This is a genomic window from Actinacidiphila bryophytorum (genome assembly GCF_016916835.1).
GTDB lineage: Bacteria > Actinomycetota > Actinomycetes > Streptomycetales > Streptomycetaceae > Actinacidiphila > Actinacidiphila bryophytorum.
The window spans coordinates 154,713-172,891 of the sequence record NZ_JAFFIX010000012.1; the positions used below are offsets into that span (position 1 = coordinate 154,713).

Below are 18,179 nucleotides of genomic sequence, written 5' to 3' on the forward strand. Positions count from 1 at the left end.
CCGGACCTGTGCACTACCACGAAGGGCTTTCCATGCCACGTTCAGGTAATCCGTCCCGGAAAAGACGCCGCTGCGGTGCGCTGCTTCTCGCACTGGCGCTTCCCGTGGCCGGAGCGACCGCCTTGTCGGCCGGCACCACCGCGGCGGCTTCAGAAGCCGCACCTTCGCAGTCCCAGAGCGCGGAATACGACTCCGAGGCATTCGCCGAGGCCGCTTCCACCGGGCACCGGGTCGAGGTCGTGGAGCGCAGGGAGGAGTCGGCTGAGGTCTTCGCCAACCCGGACGGCTCCCTGACCCGCCGTCAGTATTCGACGCCGGTCTGGTCGAAACTCGACGGCACCTGGCGCAGGACCGACCCCACCCTGGTCGACCGCGGCGACGGAACCGTCGCCCCGGCCTCCCCGGTCTTCGGCATCGCCTTCTCCGGCGGCGGAAGCGGCCCGCTGGCCACCATGACCAAGGGCGGCAAGCAGCTCTCCCTGGCGTGGCCGACGCCGCTGCCCGCGCCCGTGCTGGACGGCAGCACCGCCGTCTACCCCGCGGTGCTGCCCGACGTGGACCTGAGGGTCGTCGCGGAGGTCGACGGCTTCTCCGAGCAGCTCATCGTCAAGACCCCGGCGGCGGCCGCCGACCCGGCCGTCAGGAGCATCAAGCTGGGCGTCTCCACCCGGGGCGTCACCCTGGACGACGACGCCGGCGACAACCTCGTCGCCAAGGACTCCGACGGCACCACCGTCTTCAGCGCCGCACACCCGAGGATGTGGCAGACCCCGGCGGATCCGGCGGACCCCGCGGCCCGCGCGTCCGCCCCCCGTGGCCCGGCCGACGCAGCCCCGCAGGCCGCCCCGCAGAACACTGCGAGCGCCGCGGTCGCCGCCGACGTCACCGGCAGCACCCTCACGCTCACCCCCGACCCGGCCGCCCTCTCCGAGGCCACCCGCTTCCCGCTGGTCATCGACCCGCCCTTCACCGGCGGCCACGTCGAGAAGTGGGCGGTGGTCTACTCGGCCTATCCCACGGAGGACTACCCCAACGGCTCGGGCTGGCACTCCGACAACCCGGCCGACGAACCCCGCGTCGGCTACAACGGGTCCGGAGCCACCCGCTCCTTCTTCGCCATGAACACCAACGGCCTGGAAGGCGCCACCGTCACCGACGCCACCTTCTCGGTCACCGAGACCCACTCCTGGGGATGCGACCCGGCGGTCGCCGGCGCCACCGAGCTGTGGTCCTCCGGCGGCATCACCACCACCCCGACCTGGAACACCAGCACTTCGCTGCTGGCCGCCAAACTGGACTCGGACTCCTTCGCCCACGGCAACCCCACCTACTGCCCGGGCGACCAGGGCCACGACTTCCGCAGCACCGCGCTGACCAACTACGTCAAGCAGGCCGCGGCCAACAGCTGGGGCACCCTGGTGCTGGCGCTCAAGGCCGCGGACGGCTACGAGTACAACCAGAACAGCTTCAAGCGCTTCAAGAACAACCCGGCCCTCGAGGTCACCTACAACTACGCGCCCACCCTGGACTCGGTGGCGGCGTACGAAGGCAGCTGGAACCCTGCGGGCGACGGCAACAAGAAGGTCGGCTGCGGCGGGATCATCGGCAACAGCGGGATAGCCCTGACCACCAAGGTCACCGACAAGGACGGCGGCAAAGTCACCACCGACTTCCAGGTCACCAGCGACGCCACCGGCGCGAAGGTGAGCTTCAGCCCGCACTCCGACACGGTCTCCAGCGGCCAGACCGCGTCGGTCACCGTCCCGTCCGGCTCCCTGCCCAGCGGCACCTACCACTGGTTCCCCAACATCACCGACGACGAGGGCACACCGGCCACCTTCATCTTCAACTGCACCTTCACCGTCGACCGCCAGGGCCCCACCGCCACGGTCACCGTCACCACCGCCGACGGCGCCGACCCGGCCGCCGACAAGGCCCCGGCACGCACCGCCCGGCAGCTCAAGCTGAGCAACCCCGCAAGCGACCTCGCCGGCTTCTGCTACCTCATGGACCGCCCGCTGTCGGTGTCCGGCACCCGCTGCTCCAACGGCATCTGGGCGGCGGCCGACAGCAACCACACCGCGACCGTCACCGTCACCCCCACCGGCTGGCCGGCGAGCACCCTGCACGTCATCGCCTACGACCTGGCCGGCAACCACTCGCCCTACGACGGCGCCGCAGGAAGTCCCGGCGACACCGTCAGCCTGCCGACCCTCACCCCCGAGCACGTCTACGCCGCAGGCAGGACCCCGGACACCGGACTGGCCACGGCCGACCTGCCCGGCGACCTCACCGGCGACGGCTACACCGACTTCGTCGCGAGCGACACCGACGGCAAGCTCCGCCTCTACGCGGGAGACGGCACCGGCAAGGTCGCCGCGGCCAAGACCGTCGGCACGTCGGGCTGGACCGGCGCACTGGTCGCCCACCGCGGGGACTTCGCCGGTTTCACCAGCCCCACCGCGGCACCCGACGGCTACGAGGACTTCGTCGTCCGCCTCGGCGACGGCAACCTCTACCTCTACCCCGGCGACGGCCTGGGGCAGCCGATGTACTACACCCGGACGCAGCTGCCCGACCGCATCGGCGGCAGCTGGGCCAATGTCCTCCAGCTGATCGCCCCGGGGAACATCGACCAGAACCCGGGCGACGACCTCATCACCATCGAGTGCACCGACGGCACCCGGCCCTGCACCCAGGCGAAGCTCTTCCTCTACAGCGGCACCCAGGCCGCCGGCGGCGGCCCCGTCCAGGGCCGACCGTTCGACACCACGCCCACCGAGATCGGCAGCGGCGGCTGGCAGGGCTACACCGACCTCGCCGTCGGTGACCAGAACGGCGACGGCGCCGACGACCTCGTCGCCCGCAGCCCCTCGACCGGCCAGCTCTTCCTCTACCCCGGCAGGGTCACCGCCAACGCCGACGGCACCCACAGCTACGCCCTCGGCACCCGCGTCCTGTACGGCGACCCCGGCTGGGACCCGGCCAACCGCCCGCTGCTCACCTCGCCCGGCAACGTCCAGGGCACGGTGACCAGCGGCACCGTCGACGAGGACGGCACCCCCGTCACCTACAAGCAGTTCCAGCCCACCCCCGGCAGCGAATACGGCGACTTCTGGGCCACCACACCGGCCAGCTCGACAGCCACCGTCTCCTACGTGGACGACGCCGGCACCAGCCAGAGCACCACCTGCCCCACCGGCTGCCTGCTGTTCTACCCGGGCGGTCCGACCTGGCACCGCACACCGCACCTGGTCGGCACCGGCGGATGGAGCAGCGTCATCACCGGCATCTTCTAGCCCCGCCTCCCGCGGTCCTGCCCGCCGCCCCGGCGCCGGGGACAGGACCGCGGGCCCGCGGCGCGGGACGGCGGGCGCGCCGAACGGGTGACCCGTACGGCTGGGCTCGGACGGGGGCGGCGGCCGGCGGATCACGATGGTGACCACACGTGCACCGCCGCACCGCGGTGTCCAAGGCCGGAAGAGGAGACGTCCAGGAATGCCCCGAGGTCCGCTGGCCGGCCGCTATCCGGCGGTTGCCGCGATGGTCGTCTTCGCCCTGGTGCCCTACCTTGCGCTGTCCGCCGCGCTGGGGCCCATCACCCCGATCATCGCCCACGAGCTGGGCATGAGCCTGCAGGCGATGGAGATCACCTCCGGCATGGCCAACGCAGGGTACGCGGTGGGCACGGTCCTGGCGGTGCAGTTCGCGCAGCACCTGCCGCAGCGGCGGATGCTGATCATCTACGGCACCCTGCTGGTGATCGGCTCGGTGCTGACCGCGTCGGCGGTGGACCCGGCGATGTTCATCGTCGGGCACGTCTTGCAGGGGCTGTGCACCAGCCTGCTGCTGATCGCGGCGGTGCCGCCGCTGATCATCGACTACCCGACGGCCAGGCTGCGCGAGACCGTCGTGATCCTCAACGTGTGCATCTTCGGCGCGGTCGCGCTCGGCCCCGTGGTGGGCGGCGCCCAGGCCTCGTCGCACGGCTGGCGGCCGCTGTTCTGGATCATCGCGGGCATCGCCGTGGCGGCGCTCGTGCTGTCCGTGCTGACCTTCCGCTACACCCCGCCCGCCAACCCGGGCACCCCCATCGACTACCTCGCGCTGGCCCTGGCCACCCTCGGCTGCGTGTCCGCCTTCTTCGGCGCCTCGCGGCTGCTCACCCACCGCTTCCTGGACGCCGCCACCTGCGGGCCGCTGTTCGGCGGGCTGCTGCTGATCATCCTGCTGTTCGTCCACGAGTACACCGCCAAGAACCCGCTGCTGTGCGTGCGCAGCCTGGTCAGCACGCTCCCTGTGGCCGGCATCGTCGCCGCGATGTGCGCGGCGGCGGCATCGGTGTCGGCGATCTCGCTGACCCAGACCTCGCTCGCGCACCGGATGGCGCCGATGAACCTCGGGCTGCTCTACCTCCCGGAGTTCGGCGGTGCGGTGGTCACCGCGGTCGTCTTCAGCATGGTCTTCCGCACCCGCAAACTGCACTACTTCGTCCTGGCCGGCCTGGTCTTCCTGTGCGCCGGCATCCTGGTCATGAACGGCGCCGCCCCGACCACCGCCCCGCTCACCGCGGTGGGCTCCGGCCTGGTCGGCGTGGGCGTCGGCGCCTCCGTCGTGCCCGCGCTCTTCATCGCCGGCTTCTCGCTGCGCTCCAACAACGTGCAGCGGGTGTTCGCGATCATCGAGCTGGTCCGCGCGGTGGCGGCCTTCATGATCGCCCCGATCCTGCTGTACGTCGCCGCGCACGTCGGCAGCAGCGCCGACGAGGGGACGCGGACGGCCCTGTGGGTCTGCTTCGGCCTGTCGGTGGCGGGCGCCGTGGTCGCCGTCGCCCTCTACGCACTCGGCGGGGTGCGCCGCCCCCCGGCCCCCTCGGTCGACACCTGGATGAGCGGCGAACAGCCCGGCTGGTTCTCCCCGCCGCTGCTGGCGCGCATCACCCGCAACAACCGGCCGCAGGAGCCGTGCTAGGGCGGGTGTAGGCGATGCCTGCCCGGCGCTACGGCCTCGCCGGCTCCGGGTTGCGGGCGACGGCAGAGGCGGACAGCAGCGTCGCCGCTGCGAGGCTGCCCCACAGGGCGGTCGGGCCGTGGGGCGCGAGGGCGGTGATCGCCGCGGGCGAGGCGGCGAGGCCGAGGCCGGTGGAGAGCTGGAAGCGGGCGAGGGTGCGTCCCAGGAGGTGCGCCGGGGCGAGGGCGGTGACCAGCGCGGTGGCGCTGCCCGCGTAGACGATCTCGCCGAGCGTGCAGACCACGGCCACCGCGGCGACGGCCGGGGCGCCCCAGCCGGGTCCGAGCGAGGTGGCCGCGAGGAAGCCGGCGTAGGAGGCGGTGAGCACCACGCCGGCGGCGGCAAGGACCGACCTGCGGGAGAAGCGGGACAGCGCGACGGTGACCGGGACCTGCAAGGTGATCACCAGCACCGTGTTCGCCACCAGGACGGCCGCCGGCCACATCGGGGAGGCGTGCATCTGCGTCACCAGGACCAGGGGCAGCGCGACCTCGGGGACGTTGAGGCAGAAGACGTAGACCACGTTGGCCGCGATCAGCGCGCGCATTCCCGGCGCGCTCCCCCCGTGCCCGTCCTCGGCCGCGGCGGCGGCAGGACCGGCGTGCACATGGACCGACCACGCCAGGGCCGCAGCGGCGAGGTAGGCGAGTACGGTGCCGAGCGCCAGCGCCCGCAGCGCGGTGGTGCCGCCCGCCAGGCACACGGTGGCCAGCAGCGCACCGGCGCCCATGCCGGCGTTGCGTACGGCGCGGGCCGCCGCGAGTGCCGCGTCGCGTTCCCTGCCGTGGGCGACGGTGGCGACCAGGGCCGCGTGGGCGGCGGGCTGCGCCTGGTTGCCGACGCCGAGGAAGAGCGCCGCCGCCGCGAAGGACCAGACGTCCCCGTCCGGGGTGGCCAGCAGCAGCGCCACGCCCAGCACCCGTACCAGCATCGACGCGGCCACGACCGTGCTGCGCTCGCCCCGGTCCAGCCGGCGGCCCACGCCGGGCATGCACACCAGGCCCGCGACCGCCCCTGCCGTCATCGCGGTGCCGGCGACCGGCGCGGACAGCCCCAGCACCGTGACCCCGTAGAGCAGCAGGAAGGGCCGCAGCATGCCGGTGCCGAGCGCGTCCACGGCCACGGCCACGGCGTAGCGGGGGCCGCCCGAGGCACGGACGAGGGCGCGGGGGCGTACCGCGGTGGTGGTTGCCATGCCGCCAACGCTCCGCTCGGCCGCCTGGTGCGGCACGCGGATTGACGGACATCGTCAACCCGCGCCGCCGCCGGCCGCCCGACCAGCCATGATGGGGGAATGGTGCTGCGCATCGACATCACCGGGCTGCCGGCGGAGCGGCTGCGGTTCGCCGCCTCGCCGCTGGCCGAGCTGACCGCGATGCTGCACGTCCTGGCGGAGCCCGGGCACCACCCGCGGCTGGCCGGCTGGGCCGCCGACGTGTGGTCCGGGCTGCCGCCCGAGCTGGCGGAGCGGCTGCGGGAGGCGGAGTTCCTGTGGCGCTCCTCGCGGGCCGACTTCCTGGTGCCCGCCCGGCCCCGGCAGAGCCTGGCGGACGAGCTGGACGACGTGGACCGCATCGACGACGAGACCTATGTGACCGCCGCGCTCATCACCACGTGCGGCAGCAACCGGGTCCTGTTCGGTACGCCGTCGCCGCTCGCCGACACCGCGGCACGCGACAGGGCGCTGGAGCGGGCGCAGGCGCGCGGCGCGCTCCAGGAGGCCTTCGCGGAACGGCTGCTCGCGGACCCGGCCGCGGTCAGGGCACGGGTGCGCGACACCCTCGAACAGTGCGCGGGCGCCTTCTTCGACGCCGCCTGGGCGGGTGTCACGGCACACCTGGCCGCCGACCTGCGGGTGAAGAACGACCTGCTCAGGCGGCAGGGCATCGGGGCGGCACTCGCCGCGGTCTCCGGCGCGGTCGCCCTGGCGGCGGACGGCGGCAGCATCGTGGTGGACAAGCTGCAGGACAACGCGACGTCCGCGCAGGGCACCGGGATCACCTTCGTCCCCAGCGACTTCGGCCGCCCGCACCTGGTGGCGGTCCACGCGCCCGGATGGCATCCCGTGGTGCAGTACCCGGTGGCGGAACAGGCGCCGTCCGAGCCGGTGCCGCTGGAGACGGTCACCCGCCGCCTTGAGGCACTCGCCCACCCGGTACGGCTCCGGCTGCTGCGCACCCTGGCCCGCGGCCCGCACACCACCGGCGAACTGGCCCACGCCTGGGAGCTGTCGGCCCCCGAGGTCTCCCGCCACCTCGCGGTTCTGCGCCGTGCCGGCCTGCTCACCGCCCGGCGGCACGGGCGCTACGTCCACTACACCGTCAACGTGCCGGAGCTGACGGCGCTCGGCCCCGACCTGCTGGCGGCCGTCCTGCGCTGACCGGCGCCGACCGAGGCGTACGAACCGGGGCGTCCGCCGTACGCACCGGGGCCTCCGCCGTACGAACCGGGGCCTTAGGCGTCCCCAACCTGTAACACGCCGCCCTATTCCCCTGTGTAGGCCACCGTGCTCGCCGGCGGTGGACAACCCGCCCCCCAGGGGCGGCTGAAGACGAGGGGAACCCTCCATCATGCAATCCCGCTTTTCGGGCGCCGGACGGTCCGGTGCCCAACTGCCCCCGCAACCCTCGGCGTCCGCACGGACCGCCGATCCGCTGATCCGCAAGCTGCGGGTCGGCGCGGTCGCCGCCGCGCTGGTCGGGGCGCTCGGGCTGCTCTCCGCCTGCGGCGGCTCGGGCGGCGGCGACGACGCCCTCAAGGCGTCCCCGGGCAGCAGCCTGCCGGGGCTTCCCGGCGCCTCGGGCTCGGCCACCGCGTCGATGCCGGGTATGGACATGTCCACGGCGCCCTCCTCGGCCGCGCCGACCGGCAAGGCGCAGGCGCCGGTGTCGGGCACGGCGGTGGCCATCAAGGGCTTCGCCTTCTCGCCCGCGTCGCTGACCGTCAAGGTCGGCACGAAGGTGACCTGGACCAACGAGGACAGCGACGCCCACACGGTCACCAGCGACGGTTCCGGCGGCCCGCTGAACTCCAAGGCCATGAACACCGGCGACACCTTCAGCTACACCTTCACCAAGCCCGGCACCTACAAGTACCTGTGCACGATCCACCCGTTCATGACGGCGACCGTGACGGTGACGCAGTGACCGAGGACATGGACGAGCAGAATCCCGCGGACACCGGCGGGAAGACCGGCCCCGAGGGCATGTCGCGGCGCCAACTGATGCGGCACGCGGGCTGGTTCGGCGGCGCCGTCGTGCTCACCGTGGCGGGCGGCGAGGTGATCAGCCATGTCGCCCACGAGCACGACAAGGCGGCCGCCGCGGCCGACGACCCGCACGCCCTGCGGTTCGTGCAGGTCTCCGACAGCCACATCGGCTTCGAGGGACCGGCCAACACCGACGTCACCGGGTCCTTCGAGAACGCGGTCGGGCGGATCAACTCCCTCGGTTTCCGGCCGGACTTCGTGATGCACACCGGCGACCTGACGCACCTGTCGACGCCCGCCCAGTTCGACCAGGTCAAGCAGATGCTCTCCACGGTGCGCACCGAGCGGGTGTTCGTGGTGCCCGGCGAGCACGACTCCGTCGGCGACCACGGCAAGGCCTACCGGCGGGCGTTCGGCGCCAACACCTCGGGGGACGGCTGGTACAGCTTCGACACCCACGGCGTGCACTTCCTGGCCCTGGTCAACACCCTCAGCCTGGAGGCGTTCGGCCATCTGGGCACCGAGCAGATCGACTTCGTGCGCAAGGACCTCGCCGGGCTCTCCTCCGACACCCCGGTCGTGGTCTTCAGCCACATCCCGCTGTTCGCGATGTACCCGGCGTGGGGCTGGACCACCGACGACTCGCTCCAGGTGATCAGCATGCTCCGCCGGTTCTCCTCGGTGACCTGCCTCAACGGCCATGTGCACCAGCTGTTCACCAAGACCGAGGGCAACATCACCTTCCACTCCGCGACCACCACCGCCTACCCGCTGCCCAAGCCGGGCCAGGCACCCAAGCCGGTGCCGCAGGTCCTGCCCGCGGGCCGGCTCAAGGACGCGCTGGGCCTGCGCAGCGTCAGCTACCGCGAGGGCGACAACGCCCTGGCGGTCAAGGAGGAGCGGCTCACATGACCAGTGCCGTCCCCCGCCCTGCTCGTGCACCGCTGGTCCGGCTGCTGCTCCGGCTCGCCGTCGTCGCGGCGGTCACCGAGAGCGGGTACCTCCACGCGAAGCTGTACGTGAACGGCTACCGCTTCATCCCGCACATCGGCGTGATGTTCCTCATCCAGGCCGCGGTGTCCTTCGCCGTGGCGGCGCTGCTGCTCGTCGCCGACGAGCCGGTCCTGCAGCTCATGGCCGCGGGCACCGCCCTGGGGGCGCTCGGCGGCTTCGTGCTGTCCAGGACCGTGGGCGTATGGGGCTTCACCGAGCGCGGCTTCCAGCCGCACCCCGACGCGCTGGTCAGCGTACTCGTCGAGGCAGCGGCCCTCGCCCTGCTGCTCGCCGGCGCGCTGTGGACCTGGCGGGGCCGACCGCGGCGATGACGACGTCCTGCCCCCTGCCCCCGCCACCTGCCTGCCGCGGTCCGGGGGCGGCGGGGCGGGTGCCGGTGCGCGCCACGGGGAAGGGCGGTCTGTCCCTTCGCGGTGCGCGATGTGGCCGTAACCCAGCGGTGCCCGGCGGGGACCGCGGGTAATCGCGGGCGGGGGTGGGCAGAAGGTCAGGGTGGCTACGGGCGGAGGGCTTGGCGCGGCTGCGCTTGAGGTGCGGTCGGTGCGGCGGGCCTACGGGGCCGGGCGGTCGGCGACGGTCGCGCTGGACGATGTGGAACTGACCGTGCCGCCGGGGCGGTTCGTGAGCCTCATCGGACCCAGCGGGTGCGGCAAGTCGACGCTGCTGCGGATCGTCGCGGGGCTTGAACAGCCCGACCGCGGGGAGGTCCTGGTGCACGGTGTCGCACCGGCCGAGGCCTGCGCGGCCAAGATGGTCGGGCTGGTGCCGCAGAGCCCGGCCCTGCTGCCGTGGCTTTCCGTGCTGCGCAATGTCACCCTGCCACAGCGGCTCAACTCCGGTGCCGCCAGGCGCCGCGAGCGCATCCCGGGCCTGGCCGCGCGCGAGGCGGCGGCGCCCGCCAGGACCGTGCAGGAACTCCTGGCCGCGGCCGGGCTCGGCGAGTCGCTGCACAAGCTTCCCGCCGAGTTGTCCGGCGGCATGCGGCAGCGCGTCGCGATCGTGCGGGCCTTCGCGCTGCGGCCCGACGTGCTCGTGATGGACGAGCCCTTCTCCGCGCTGGACGAACTCACCCGCGAGAGCCTGCAGGACCAGCTGCTGGCCCTGTGGGAGGAGTGGCGCACGACGGTGCTGTTCGTCACGCACTCGGTGACCGAGGCCGTCCGGCTCTCCGACACCGTGGTCGTGATGGCCCGCGGCCCCGGCCGCATCGTGGAGACCGTCGGCATCGACCTGCCCCGGCCGCGCGACGAGGGGCTGATGCGCGAGCGCCGCTTCCACGCGTACGAGGACCTGGTCAGAGACCGGCTGCGCCGCGCCTGGCACAGCGAAGCCGCCTGAGTGGGGGTCGGGGACATGTCCGTAGCCGAGGGACGCACCGAGGAGGCGTCCGACGTGCGGCCGGCCAGGCCGTCACGTATGCGTTTCGGCCATCCGCGGTCCCCGCTGGCGTGGCTGCGCCCGGCGGTGTGGCTGCCGCCGGCGGTGATGCTGGCGGTGCTGGCGGCCCTGTGGTCGTGGGGCGCCAGGCGGCTGCCGTACCTGCTGCCGCCGCTGCGGGACGTCGGCAGTTCGCTCACCGGGAATCCCGGCTACTACCTGCACAACGCCCTGGCCACCCTGGGCGAGGCGGCGGCAGGGCTCGGACTGGGCTTCGCCGGCGCCTTCGTGCTGGCGGTGCTGACCAGCGAACTGCTCCTCGTACGCCGGGCGGTGATGCCCGTCGCCGTCGTCCTCAACGTCACCCCTGTGGTGGCGATCGCACCCGCCCTGGTCGTGGCCTTCGGCTTCGGCCCCGCGCCCAAGCTGATCATCACCGGTCTGATCTGCTTCTTCCCGATCCTCATCAACACCGCGACGGGTCTGCGGTCGGTGCCGCAGGAGGTGCTGCACGTCTACCGGTCGATCGACGCCGGCCGCATCGAGGTGCTGTGGCACCTGCGCGTGCCCTACGCACTGCCCTACGTCTTCGCCGCGCTGCGCATCGTCTTCCCGCTGTCGGTCATCGGCGCCGTGGTGGCCGAGATGTCGGCCGCGGGCTCGACCCGGGGCCTGGGCACGGCGATCAGCGTCGCCTCCTCGATGAACCAACTGCCCGTCGTGTACGCCTCGATCGCGGTCCTCGCGCTCATGGGCGTGGCCCTGCTGCTCGCGGTCACCCTGGTCGAGCGCCGGGTCCTGCACTGGCACGACAGCGCCAAGGACTGACCCGCGGTCCCCTTTCCGCGCCGCACACGGCGCCCTGCCAGTTGGGAGTCACCATGCAGCACCGCCTCGTCAGGGCAGGCCTGTCTTGCCTCGCCGCGGTCGTCCTGGCCGCCGCAGGCGCCGGATGCGGCTCGGGGTCGGGCGGCAAGTCCGCGGCGGACACGCAGGGTTCGGCGATCTCCGCCAAGCGCTGCGCCCAGAACAAGGCCGCGGGCAAGATCACGTACCTGTCGGGCTACCAGTACCAGTCCTCGGTGTCGATCCTCGAATACGTCGCCGCTGAGAAGCTCGGCTACTTCACCGACCTGTGCCTCGACGTCGCGCTCAAGCCGGGCACCGGCGACACCGCGCAGAACACCAAGCTGCTGGCCGGCGGGCAGGCGACGGTCTCCGCCGTCGCGGAACAGGACCTCATCCAGGCCCGGGCCAACGGCATCGTGATCGAGGGCTACTCCTCCTACTCCGACGCCGGCCTGGACATCCTGATGACGAACAAGGACATCACCCGGCTCACCCAGCTCGACGGCAAGGTGCTCGGCCACAAGGGCTACGTGCCCGCCGCCGTCGAGGCGATGCTGGTCAAGGCGGGGGTCGACTGGCACTCGCTCACCCTGGTCAAGGAGGGCTACGACCCCTCCGTACTCCCCCGCAGGCAGGGCGGCCTCGCAGCGCTGACCGGCTTCGTGTCCAACGAGCCCAACCAGCTGAAAGCGGCAGGCAAGGACGTCACCGTGTGGCAGCCCGTCGACTACGGCATCCCCAGCTCGATCGGCGCGATGGCCGTGAACCCGGCTTTCGCTGCCGCGCACCCGACCGCGCTCCAGGACGTCCTGCGCGCGTCGCTGCACGCCTACGCCTACTGCACGGCGAGCGAGGCGCACATCGCCGAGTGCGTCGGCTACGCGGCGAAGCTGTCGGGGCCGACGTACGACAAGGCGCTGAACGCGACCATCTGGAAGACCGAGACGCAGGTCGTGCGGGACAACCCGACGCCCGGGCAGCCGCTCGGCGGCATCGACCCCGGCAACGTCGCCAGGATCGTCGACATGCTGCACCAGTTCGGCATCGTGCCGGCCCGCGTGACCGCGGCGCAGGCAGCGGGGTGGTTCGACACCTCGGTCGCCGGCAGCGTCTACGCGGCCGGGAAGCTCGTCTGGCCCGCCCCGTAGCCCCGCCGGGACGGGCGGCCCCGCAGGAGCGGTCTCCGCAACCTCACGGAAAGGCCCACATGTGTCCGCAAAAGAGCATGTGTCCGCGAAAGAGTACGGAATCTTCCTGCCCATCGGGAACGGCGGCTGGATGCTGTCCACGACCGCCCCGCACCCCGAGGCGAGCTACGCGTGGAACAAGCGCGCGGCCCTGCACGCGGAGGGCATCGGACTCGACTTCGTCATGTCGATGGCGAAGTGGCGCGGCTTCGGCGGGACCACCGACCACTGGGGGCGCTCCCTGGAGTCGGTCACGATGATGGCGGCGCTCGCCGAGGCGACCAGCCGGATCAGGATCTGGGCCACCCTGCACGCCAACGTCCACAACCCGGCCGTCGCCGCGAAGATGCTGACCACCTTGCAGGACGTCTCCGCGGGCCGGGCCGGGCTGAACATCGTCAACGGCTCCTACCCCGGCGAGTTCCAGCAGTTCGGCGACTGGGACCCCGACCTGAGCCACGAGGACCGCTACCGGATGACGGAGCTGTGGACGGAGGCGGTCTGCCGGCTGTGGAGCGAGCCGTCGGTCACGATGCACACGCCCTACTTCGACCTGGTCGACTGCCAGTCCCGCCCGCATCCGGCGCCCCGGCCGACCCTGATCAGCGCGGGCAAGTCCGAGGACGCGCGCCGCTTCCAGGCCCGCTACGCCGACGGGGCCTTCCTCGCGGCGGAGAGCCTGGAGGAGATGCGGGCGCTGTCCGCGGACGTCCACTCCCGTGCGAAGGCGCACGGCAGGGTCTGCAGGACCTACTCGATGCTCACCGTCGTGCAGGACGAGACCGACGCGCTGGCGGCGGCCAAGGTCAAGGCGTGGGGCAAGGGAGTCGACCGCGAGGCGCTCACGGGGATGCGCACGGCCTGGGGCGTGTCGGAGAACCAGGCCCGCGCGTGGGCGGAGGGCGCGGCCGGCGAGGCGGCCTTCCAGACCGCGTACGTCGCGGGCTCCGCGGCCACCGTCACCGAGCACATCGAGTACATCGTGCGCGAGGCCGACCTGGACGGGCTCATGCTGATCTTCCCCGAATACGACGCGGACATGCTGCTGTTCGGCGAGACCGTGCTGCCCGCGCTGCGCGCCCACGACGCGGCGGCCGCGTCCTGACGCCGCCCCGCGGCCCGGTCAGCTCCCGTGGGCGGCGCGCTCGGCGGCGATGAAGTCGCGGTACCAGCGGTAGCTGTCCTTGGGGGTGCGCCGGAGCGTGTCGTAGTCGACGCGGACGATGCCGAAGCGGCGGTCGTAGCCGAAGGCCCACTCGAAGTTGTCCAGCAGGGACCACACGTAGTACGCGCGCACGTCGACGCCTTCCGCGACGGCCTGGGCGAGGGCGTCGAGATGGTCGCGGAGGTAGTCGACGCGGTCGGTGTCGTGGATGCTGCCGTCTGCCGACACGGTGTCGGCCTCCGCGGAGCCGTTCTCGGTGATGACCAGCGGCGGTAGCCCGGGGTAGCGGCGGGTGAGGTCGACCAGCAGGTCGCGGAAGGAGGAGGGCACCACGGGCCAGCCCATGGTGGTGCGGCGGGCGGCCTCGTCGCCCCAGGTCTCCCGGACCCGGATGTCGTCGGCGGTGCGCAGCGCCGGGTCGGCCTCCCGCCAGGGGGCGTCGGCGACGGTGATGGGCCGGTAGTAGTTGACGCCGCAGAAGTCCAGCGGGCGGGAGGCGATGGCGAGGTCGCCGTCGCGGCGGAAGGAGAAGTCGCTGATGCCGGCCCACACCTCCTGCTCGCCTTCCGGGTAGCGGCCGAGGAAGACCGGGTCGAACCAGCAGCGGTTGTGCATGACGTCGGCCCGGGCCACGGCCGCGGCGTCCTCCGGCGAGCCGGTGGCGGGCAGCAGCCGGTCGGGGTTGAGTGCGATGCCGACCTCGCGGGCGCCGGCCGCGCGCAGGGCGTCCACGGCGAGGCCGTGGCCGACCAGCAGGTGGTGGACGACGGCGAGGGCGCCGTGGCCCTCGCGGGTGCCGGGGGCGTGGCGGCCGATGGCGTGCCCCAGGAAGGCGGTGCAGAAGGGCTCGTTGAGGGTCATCCAGCGCCCGGCGCGGTCGGCGAGGCGCTCGGCGACGACGGCCGCGTACTCGGCGAAGGCCTCGGCGGTGTCGCGGACCCGCCAGCCGCCGGTGTCCTCCAGGGGCTGCGGCAGGTCCCAGTGGTAGAGGGTGGGGGCGGGTTCGACGCCGGCGGCCAGCAGTTCGTCCACGAGGCGGTCGTAGAAGTCCAGGCCCGCGGGGTTGACCGCCCCGGTGCCCGCGGGGAGGATCCGCGGCCAGGCGATGGAGAAGCGGTAGGTGTCGGCGCCCAGGTCGCGCAGCAGCGCGACGTCCTCGGGGTAGCGGTGGTAGTGGTCGCAGGCGACATCCCCGGTGGCGCCGTCGGCGGTGGCGCCCTGGGTGTGTGCGTAGGTGTCCCAGATGGAGGTTCCGCGGCCGTCCTCGCCGGTGGCGCCTTCGATCTGGTAGGCGGCGGTGGCGGCGCCGAACCGGAATCCGCGCGGGAAGCGCGGAGCGGGGGCGGACGTCATGGGGCGGCTCCTCGTGTGGTCGGTCCTCGCGGCCGGCGGGGCCAGCCGGCGCCGCGGCGCCACGAAGATCCACACGACCGGCCCCAGGTTACGCGACGTCCGGGTACGTCCGGGATGCCGGGCTCCCCGCGAGCTGCGCGGCGGGGGCCGACGCCCTGAACCGGTCCGCCGTCTTGACGGCGCCCGCGACGGGCACCGACCATTCGTGGGAGCGCTCCCACGTCGCTTCGGCACCGGAAGGACCATCTGTGATCCCCCACTCACACCGCTCCTACCCCACGAGATCCCCCGGACAGGTCCGGCGGTTCCGCAGTCGCCTCCTGGGCACCCTGGCCGTCGCCGGGCTCGTCGGCGCCGCGCTGGTCGCCCCGGCAGGAGCCGCGGCCGCCGCCGACGACCCGCCCGAGCAGATCGTCAACGGCGACTTCTCCGACGGAAGCACCGCGCCCTGGTGGTGGACGGAGAACAACCCGGCCACCGTGGTGGACGGCCGGCTCTGCGCCGACATCCCGGAGGGCACGGCCAACCCGTGGGACGCCATCATCGGGCAGAGCGACCTGCCGCTGATCGCGGGCGAGAGCTACACGCTCAGCTACACCGCCACCGCGTCGGTGCCGGTCACCATCACCACCAACGTGCAGATGGCGGTCGACCCGTACACCACCGAACTGTCGGAGCACGACCAGCTCACCGACACCGCGGTGCCGATCTCCCACACCTTCACCGCCAAGGCGGACAACGACGCCGCCCAGCTCGCCTTCCAGGTCGGCGGCAGCTCCCACGCCTTCACCCTGTGCCTGGACGACATCTCGCTGCGCGGCGGCGCGGAGCCCCCGGTCTACACCCCCGACACGGGCTCCCCGGTCCGGGTGAACCAGGTCGGCTACCTGCCCGCGGGGCCGAAGGACGGCACGTTCGTCACCGACGCCACCGACCCGCAGACCTGGACGCTGAACGACGCGGCCGGGACCGCCGTCGCCACCGGCACCACCGAGCCGGGCGGCACCGACCCGACCTCCGGCCAGAACGTCCAGACGTTCGACTTCAGCAGCTACACCACCGCGGGCGACGGCTACACGGTCACCATCGGCGACCAGACCAGCGAGCCCTTCACCATCGCCGCCGACGTCTACGCGGCGTTGCGCACCGACTCGCTGGCCTACTACTACGACCAGCGCAGCGGCATCGCCATCGACGGCTCGATAGCCGGCGCCGCCTATGCCCGCCCCGCCGGGCACCTCAACGTCGCCCCCAACACCGGTGACAACGACGTGCCCTGCCAGCCGGGCGTGTGCGACTACACGCTGGACGCCGCGGGCGGCTGGTACGACGCGGGCGACCAGGGCAAGTACGTGGTCAACGGCGGCATCTCGGTCGCGGAGCTGATGAACGCCTACGAGCGCACGCTGACCGCCCAGGGCGCGGGCGGCGCGGCGCTCGGTGACGGCAGGCTGAAGGTGCCCGAGCACGGCAACGGCGTGCCGGACATCCTCGACGAGGCCCGCTGGGAACTGAACTTCCTGATGGAGATGCAGGTTCCCGACGGCCAGCCGCTGGCCGGCATGGCGCACCACAAGCTGCACGACGAGGCCTGGACCGGGCTGCCGCAGGCGCCGGACAAGGACTCCCAGCCGCGCCTGCTGCACCCGCCGTCCACCGCCGCCACGCTCAACCTGGCCGCGGCGGGCGCCCAGTGCGCCCGGCTGTTCAGGCCCTACGACACGGCGTTCGCCGACCGCTGCCTGACCGCGTCCCAGAAGGCGTGGACCGCGGCCGAGGCGCACCCGGCCGTGTACGCCGACCCCAACGACGCCACGGGCGGCGGCGCGTACAGCGACAGCAACGTCACCGACGAGTTCTACTGGGCGGCGGCCGAGCTGTTCATCACCACGGGCGACGACACCTACCGCCAGGCGGTGCTCGCCTCCCCGCTGCACGGGCACAGCGACGCCGTCTTCCCGCACGACGGGTTCTCCTGGGGCTCCACCGCGGCACTCGGCGCCCTGGACCTGGCGACCGTGCCCAACAAGCTGACCGGCGACCAGCTGGCCACCGTGCGCGCGATGGTGACCGACGCCGCCGACGGCTACGCCCAGGAGTCCCAGGACACGCTGTACGGCCTGCCCTACGCGCCGTCAGGCGACCACTACGTCTGGGGCTCCAACAGCCAGGTGCTCAACAACGCGGTGGTGCTGGGTGTGGCCGGCGACCTGACCGGCGAGGCGAAGTACCGGGACGCGGTGGTGCACGCCCTGGACTACATCCTGGGCCGCAACCCGCTGAACCAGTCCTACGTCACCGGCTTCGGCGAGCGGAACTCGCACAACCAGCACAGCCGCATCTGGGCGCACCAGCTGAACGCCGACCTGCCCAACCCGCCCGCGGGCACCCTGGCCGGCGGTCCCGACAACCAGCTGGAGGACCCGACCGCGCAGAGCAAGCTGACCGGCTGCGCACCGGCGATGTGCTACATCGACGACATCGAGTCGTACTCCACCAACGAGAGCGCCATCAACTGGAACGCGCCGCTGGCCTGGGTAGCCTCCTACGTGGACGACCTCGGCAGCAACGGGGGCGACGACGGCGGCAGCAAGGGCGCCTGCCAGGTCACCTACACCTCCTACCGCTGGAGCGGCGGCTTCACCACCCAGGTGACGCTGAAGAACACCGGCACTGCGGCGGTCTCCCCCTGGGAGCTGGCGTGGTCGTTCGCCGACAACCAGAAGATCACCGACCGCTGGCAGGCCGAGATCACCCAGAGCGGGCAGAACGTCAGCGCCAAGCCGGCCGCCTGGAACGCCTCGGTGGCACCCGGCGCCTCGGTGATGTTCGGCTTCAACGGCACCTCGACCGGCCAGGTCGGCAATCCGACCACGTTCACCATGAACGGCGCGGCGTGCGAGACGGTGACGTGACGCACCGCCCCGCCCGCTGAGACGGCGATGCGGCCGGAGCGCCCCGTTGGGGGCCTGCGGCCGCATCGCGGTGTCCCGGGTCCGCGGCCGGGAGACGGCCG

13 protein-coding genes are annotated in these 18,179 nt (G+C 72.7%); 11 read left to right on the forward strand and 2 right to left on the reverse strand.

The window, feature by feature from the left end; all coding sequences use genetic code 11:
- Positions 1-104 precede the first annotated feature (104 nt).
- Both JT723_RS19445 and JT723_RS19450 read left to right on the forward strand, forming a co-directional pair.
- The gene (locus JT723_RS19445) at positions 105-3,299 is read left to right on the forward strand and encodes a VCBS repeat-containing protein (protein ID WP_205045955.1); all 3,195 of its coding nucleotides are present in this window, start codon (positions 105-107) and stop codon (positions 3,297-3,299) included.
- 199 nt (positions 3,300-3,498) lie between these two features.
- Positions 3,499-4,971, forward strand: coding sequence for an MFS transporter (locus JT723_RS19450; protein ID WP_205045956.1), 1,473 nt, complete (start codon positions 3,499-3,501; stop codon positions 4,969-4,971).
- A gap of 28 nt (positions 4,972-4,999) precedes the next feature.
- Here JT723_RS19450 and JT723_RS19455 read toward each other — a convergent pair whose 3' ends face one another.
- Positions 5,000-6,205: an MFS transporter gene (locus JT723_RS19455; RefSeq protein WP_205045957.1), complete on the reverse strand. Its 1,206-nt coding sequence runs from the start codon at positions 6,203-6,205 to the stop codon at positions 5,000-5,002.
- A gap of 99 nt (positions 6,206-6,304) precedes the next feature.
- Between JT723_RS19455 and JT723_RS19460 the strand changes: the two genes are divergently transcribed.
- From JT723_RS19460 to JT723_RS19495, 8 genes are all read left to right on the forward strand, one after another.
- The gene (locus JT723_RS19460; RefSeq protein WP_205045958.1) at positions 6,305-7,390 is read left to right on the forward strand and encodes a helix-turn-helix domain-containing protein; all 1,086 of its coding nucleotides are present in this window, start codon (positions 6,305-6,307) and stop codon (positions 7,388-7,390) included.
- 190 nt (positions 7,391-7,580) lie between these two features.
- Positions 7,581-8,156, forward strand: coding sequence for a cupredoxin domain-containing protein (locus JT723_RS35230; protein WP_240165856.1), 576 nt, complete (start codon positions 7,581-7,583; stop codon positions 8,154-8,156).
- Positions 8,153-9,130, forward strand: coding sequence for a metallophosphoesterase family protein (locus JT723_RS19470; protein ID WP_251512630.1), 978 nt, complete (start codon positions 8,153-8,155; stop codon positions 9,128-9,130). Before JT723_RS35230 ends, JT723_RS19470 begins: the two co-directional genes overlap by 4 nt.
- Positions 9,127-9,543: a hypothetical protein gene (locus tag JT723_RS19475; protein ID WP_205045959.1), complete on the forward strand. Its 417-nt coding sequence runs from the start codon at positions 9,127-9,129 to the stop codon at positions 9,541-9,543. Before JT723_RS19470 ends, JT723_RS19475 begins: the two co-directional genes overlap by 4 nt.
- A gap of 229 nt (positions 9,544-9,772) precedes the next feature.
- Positions 9,773-10,570, forward strand: a complete 798-nt coding sequence (locus JT723_RS19480) for an ABC transporter ATP-binding protein (protein WP_251512632.1) — start codon at positions 9,773-9,775, stop codon at positions 10,568-10,570.
- A gap of 15 nt (positions 10,571-10,585) precedes the next feature.
- Positions 10,586-11,437: an ABC transporter permease gene (locus JT723_RS19485; protein ID WP_240165857.1), complete on the forward strand. Its 852-nt coding sequence runs from the start codon at positions 10,586-10,588 to the stop codon at positions 11,435-11,437.
- 53 nt (positions 11,438-11,490) lie between these two features.
- On the forward strand, positions 11,491-12,606 hold the full coding sequence (locus JT723_RS19490; RefSeq protein WP_205045961.1) for an ABC transporter substrate-binding protein: 1,116 nt from the start codon (positions 11,491-11,493) through the stop codon (positions 12,604-12,606).
- A gap of 79 nt (positions 12,607-12,685) precedes the next feature.
- Positions 12,686-13,750 carry an LLM class flavin-dependent oxidoreductase gene (locus JT723_RS19495; protein WP_205045962.1) on the forward strand — a complete coding sequence of 355 codons (1,065 nt, stop codon included), beginning with the start codon at positions 12,686-12,688 and terminating at the stop codon, positions 13,748-13,750.
- 18 nt (positions 13,751-13,768) lie between these two features.
- Here JT723_RS19495 and JT723_RS19500 read toward each other — a convergent pair whose 3' ends face one another.
- Positions 13,769-15,163, reverse strand: coding sequence for a GH1 family beta-glucosidase (locus JT723_RS19500; RefSeq protein ID WP_205045963.1), 1,395 nt, complete (start codon positions 15,161-15,163; stop codon positions 13,769-13,771).
- A 320-nt stretch (positions 15,164-15,483) separates the two neighbouring features.
- Between JT723_RS19500 and JT723_RS19505 the strand changes: the two genes are divergently transcribed.
- Complete coding sequence (locus JT723_RS19505; RefSeq protein ID WP_372441340.1) at positions 15,484-18,078, forward strand: glycoside hydrolase family 9 protein; 2,595 nt, start codon at positions 15,484-15,486, stop codon at positions 18,076-18,078.
- Positions 18,079-18,179: the final 101 nt, after the last annotated feature.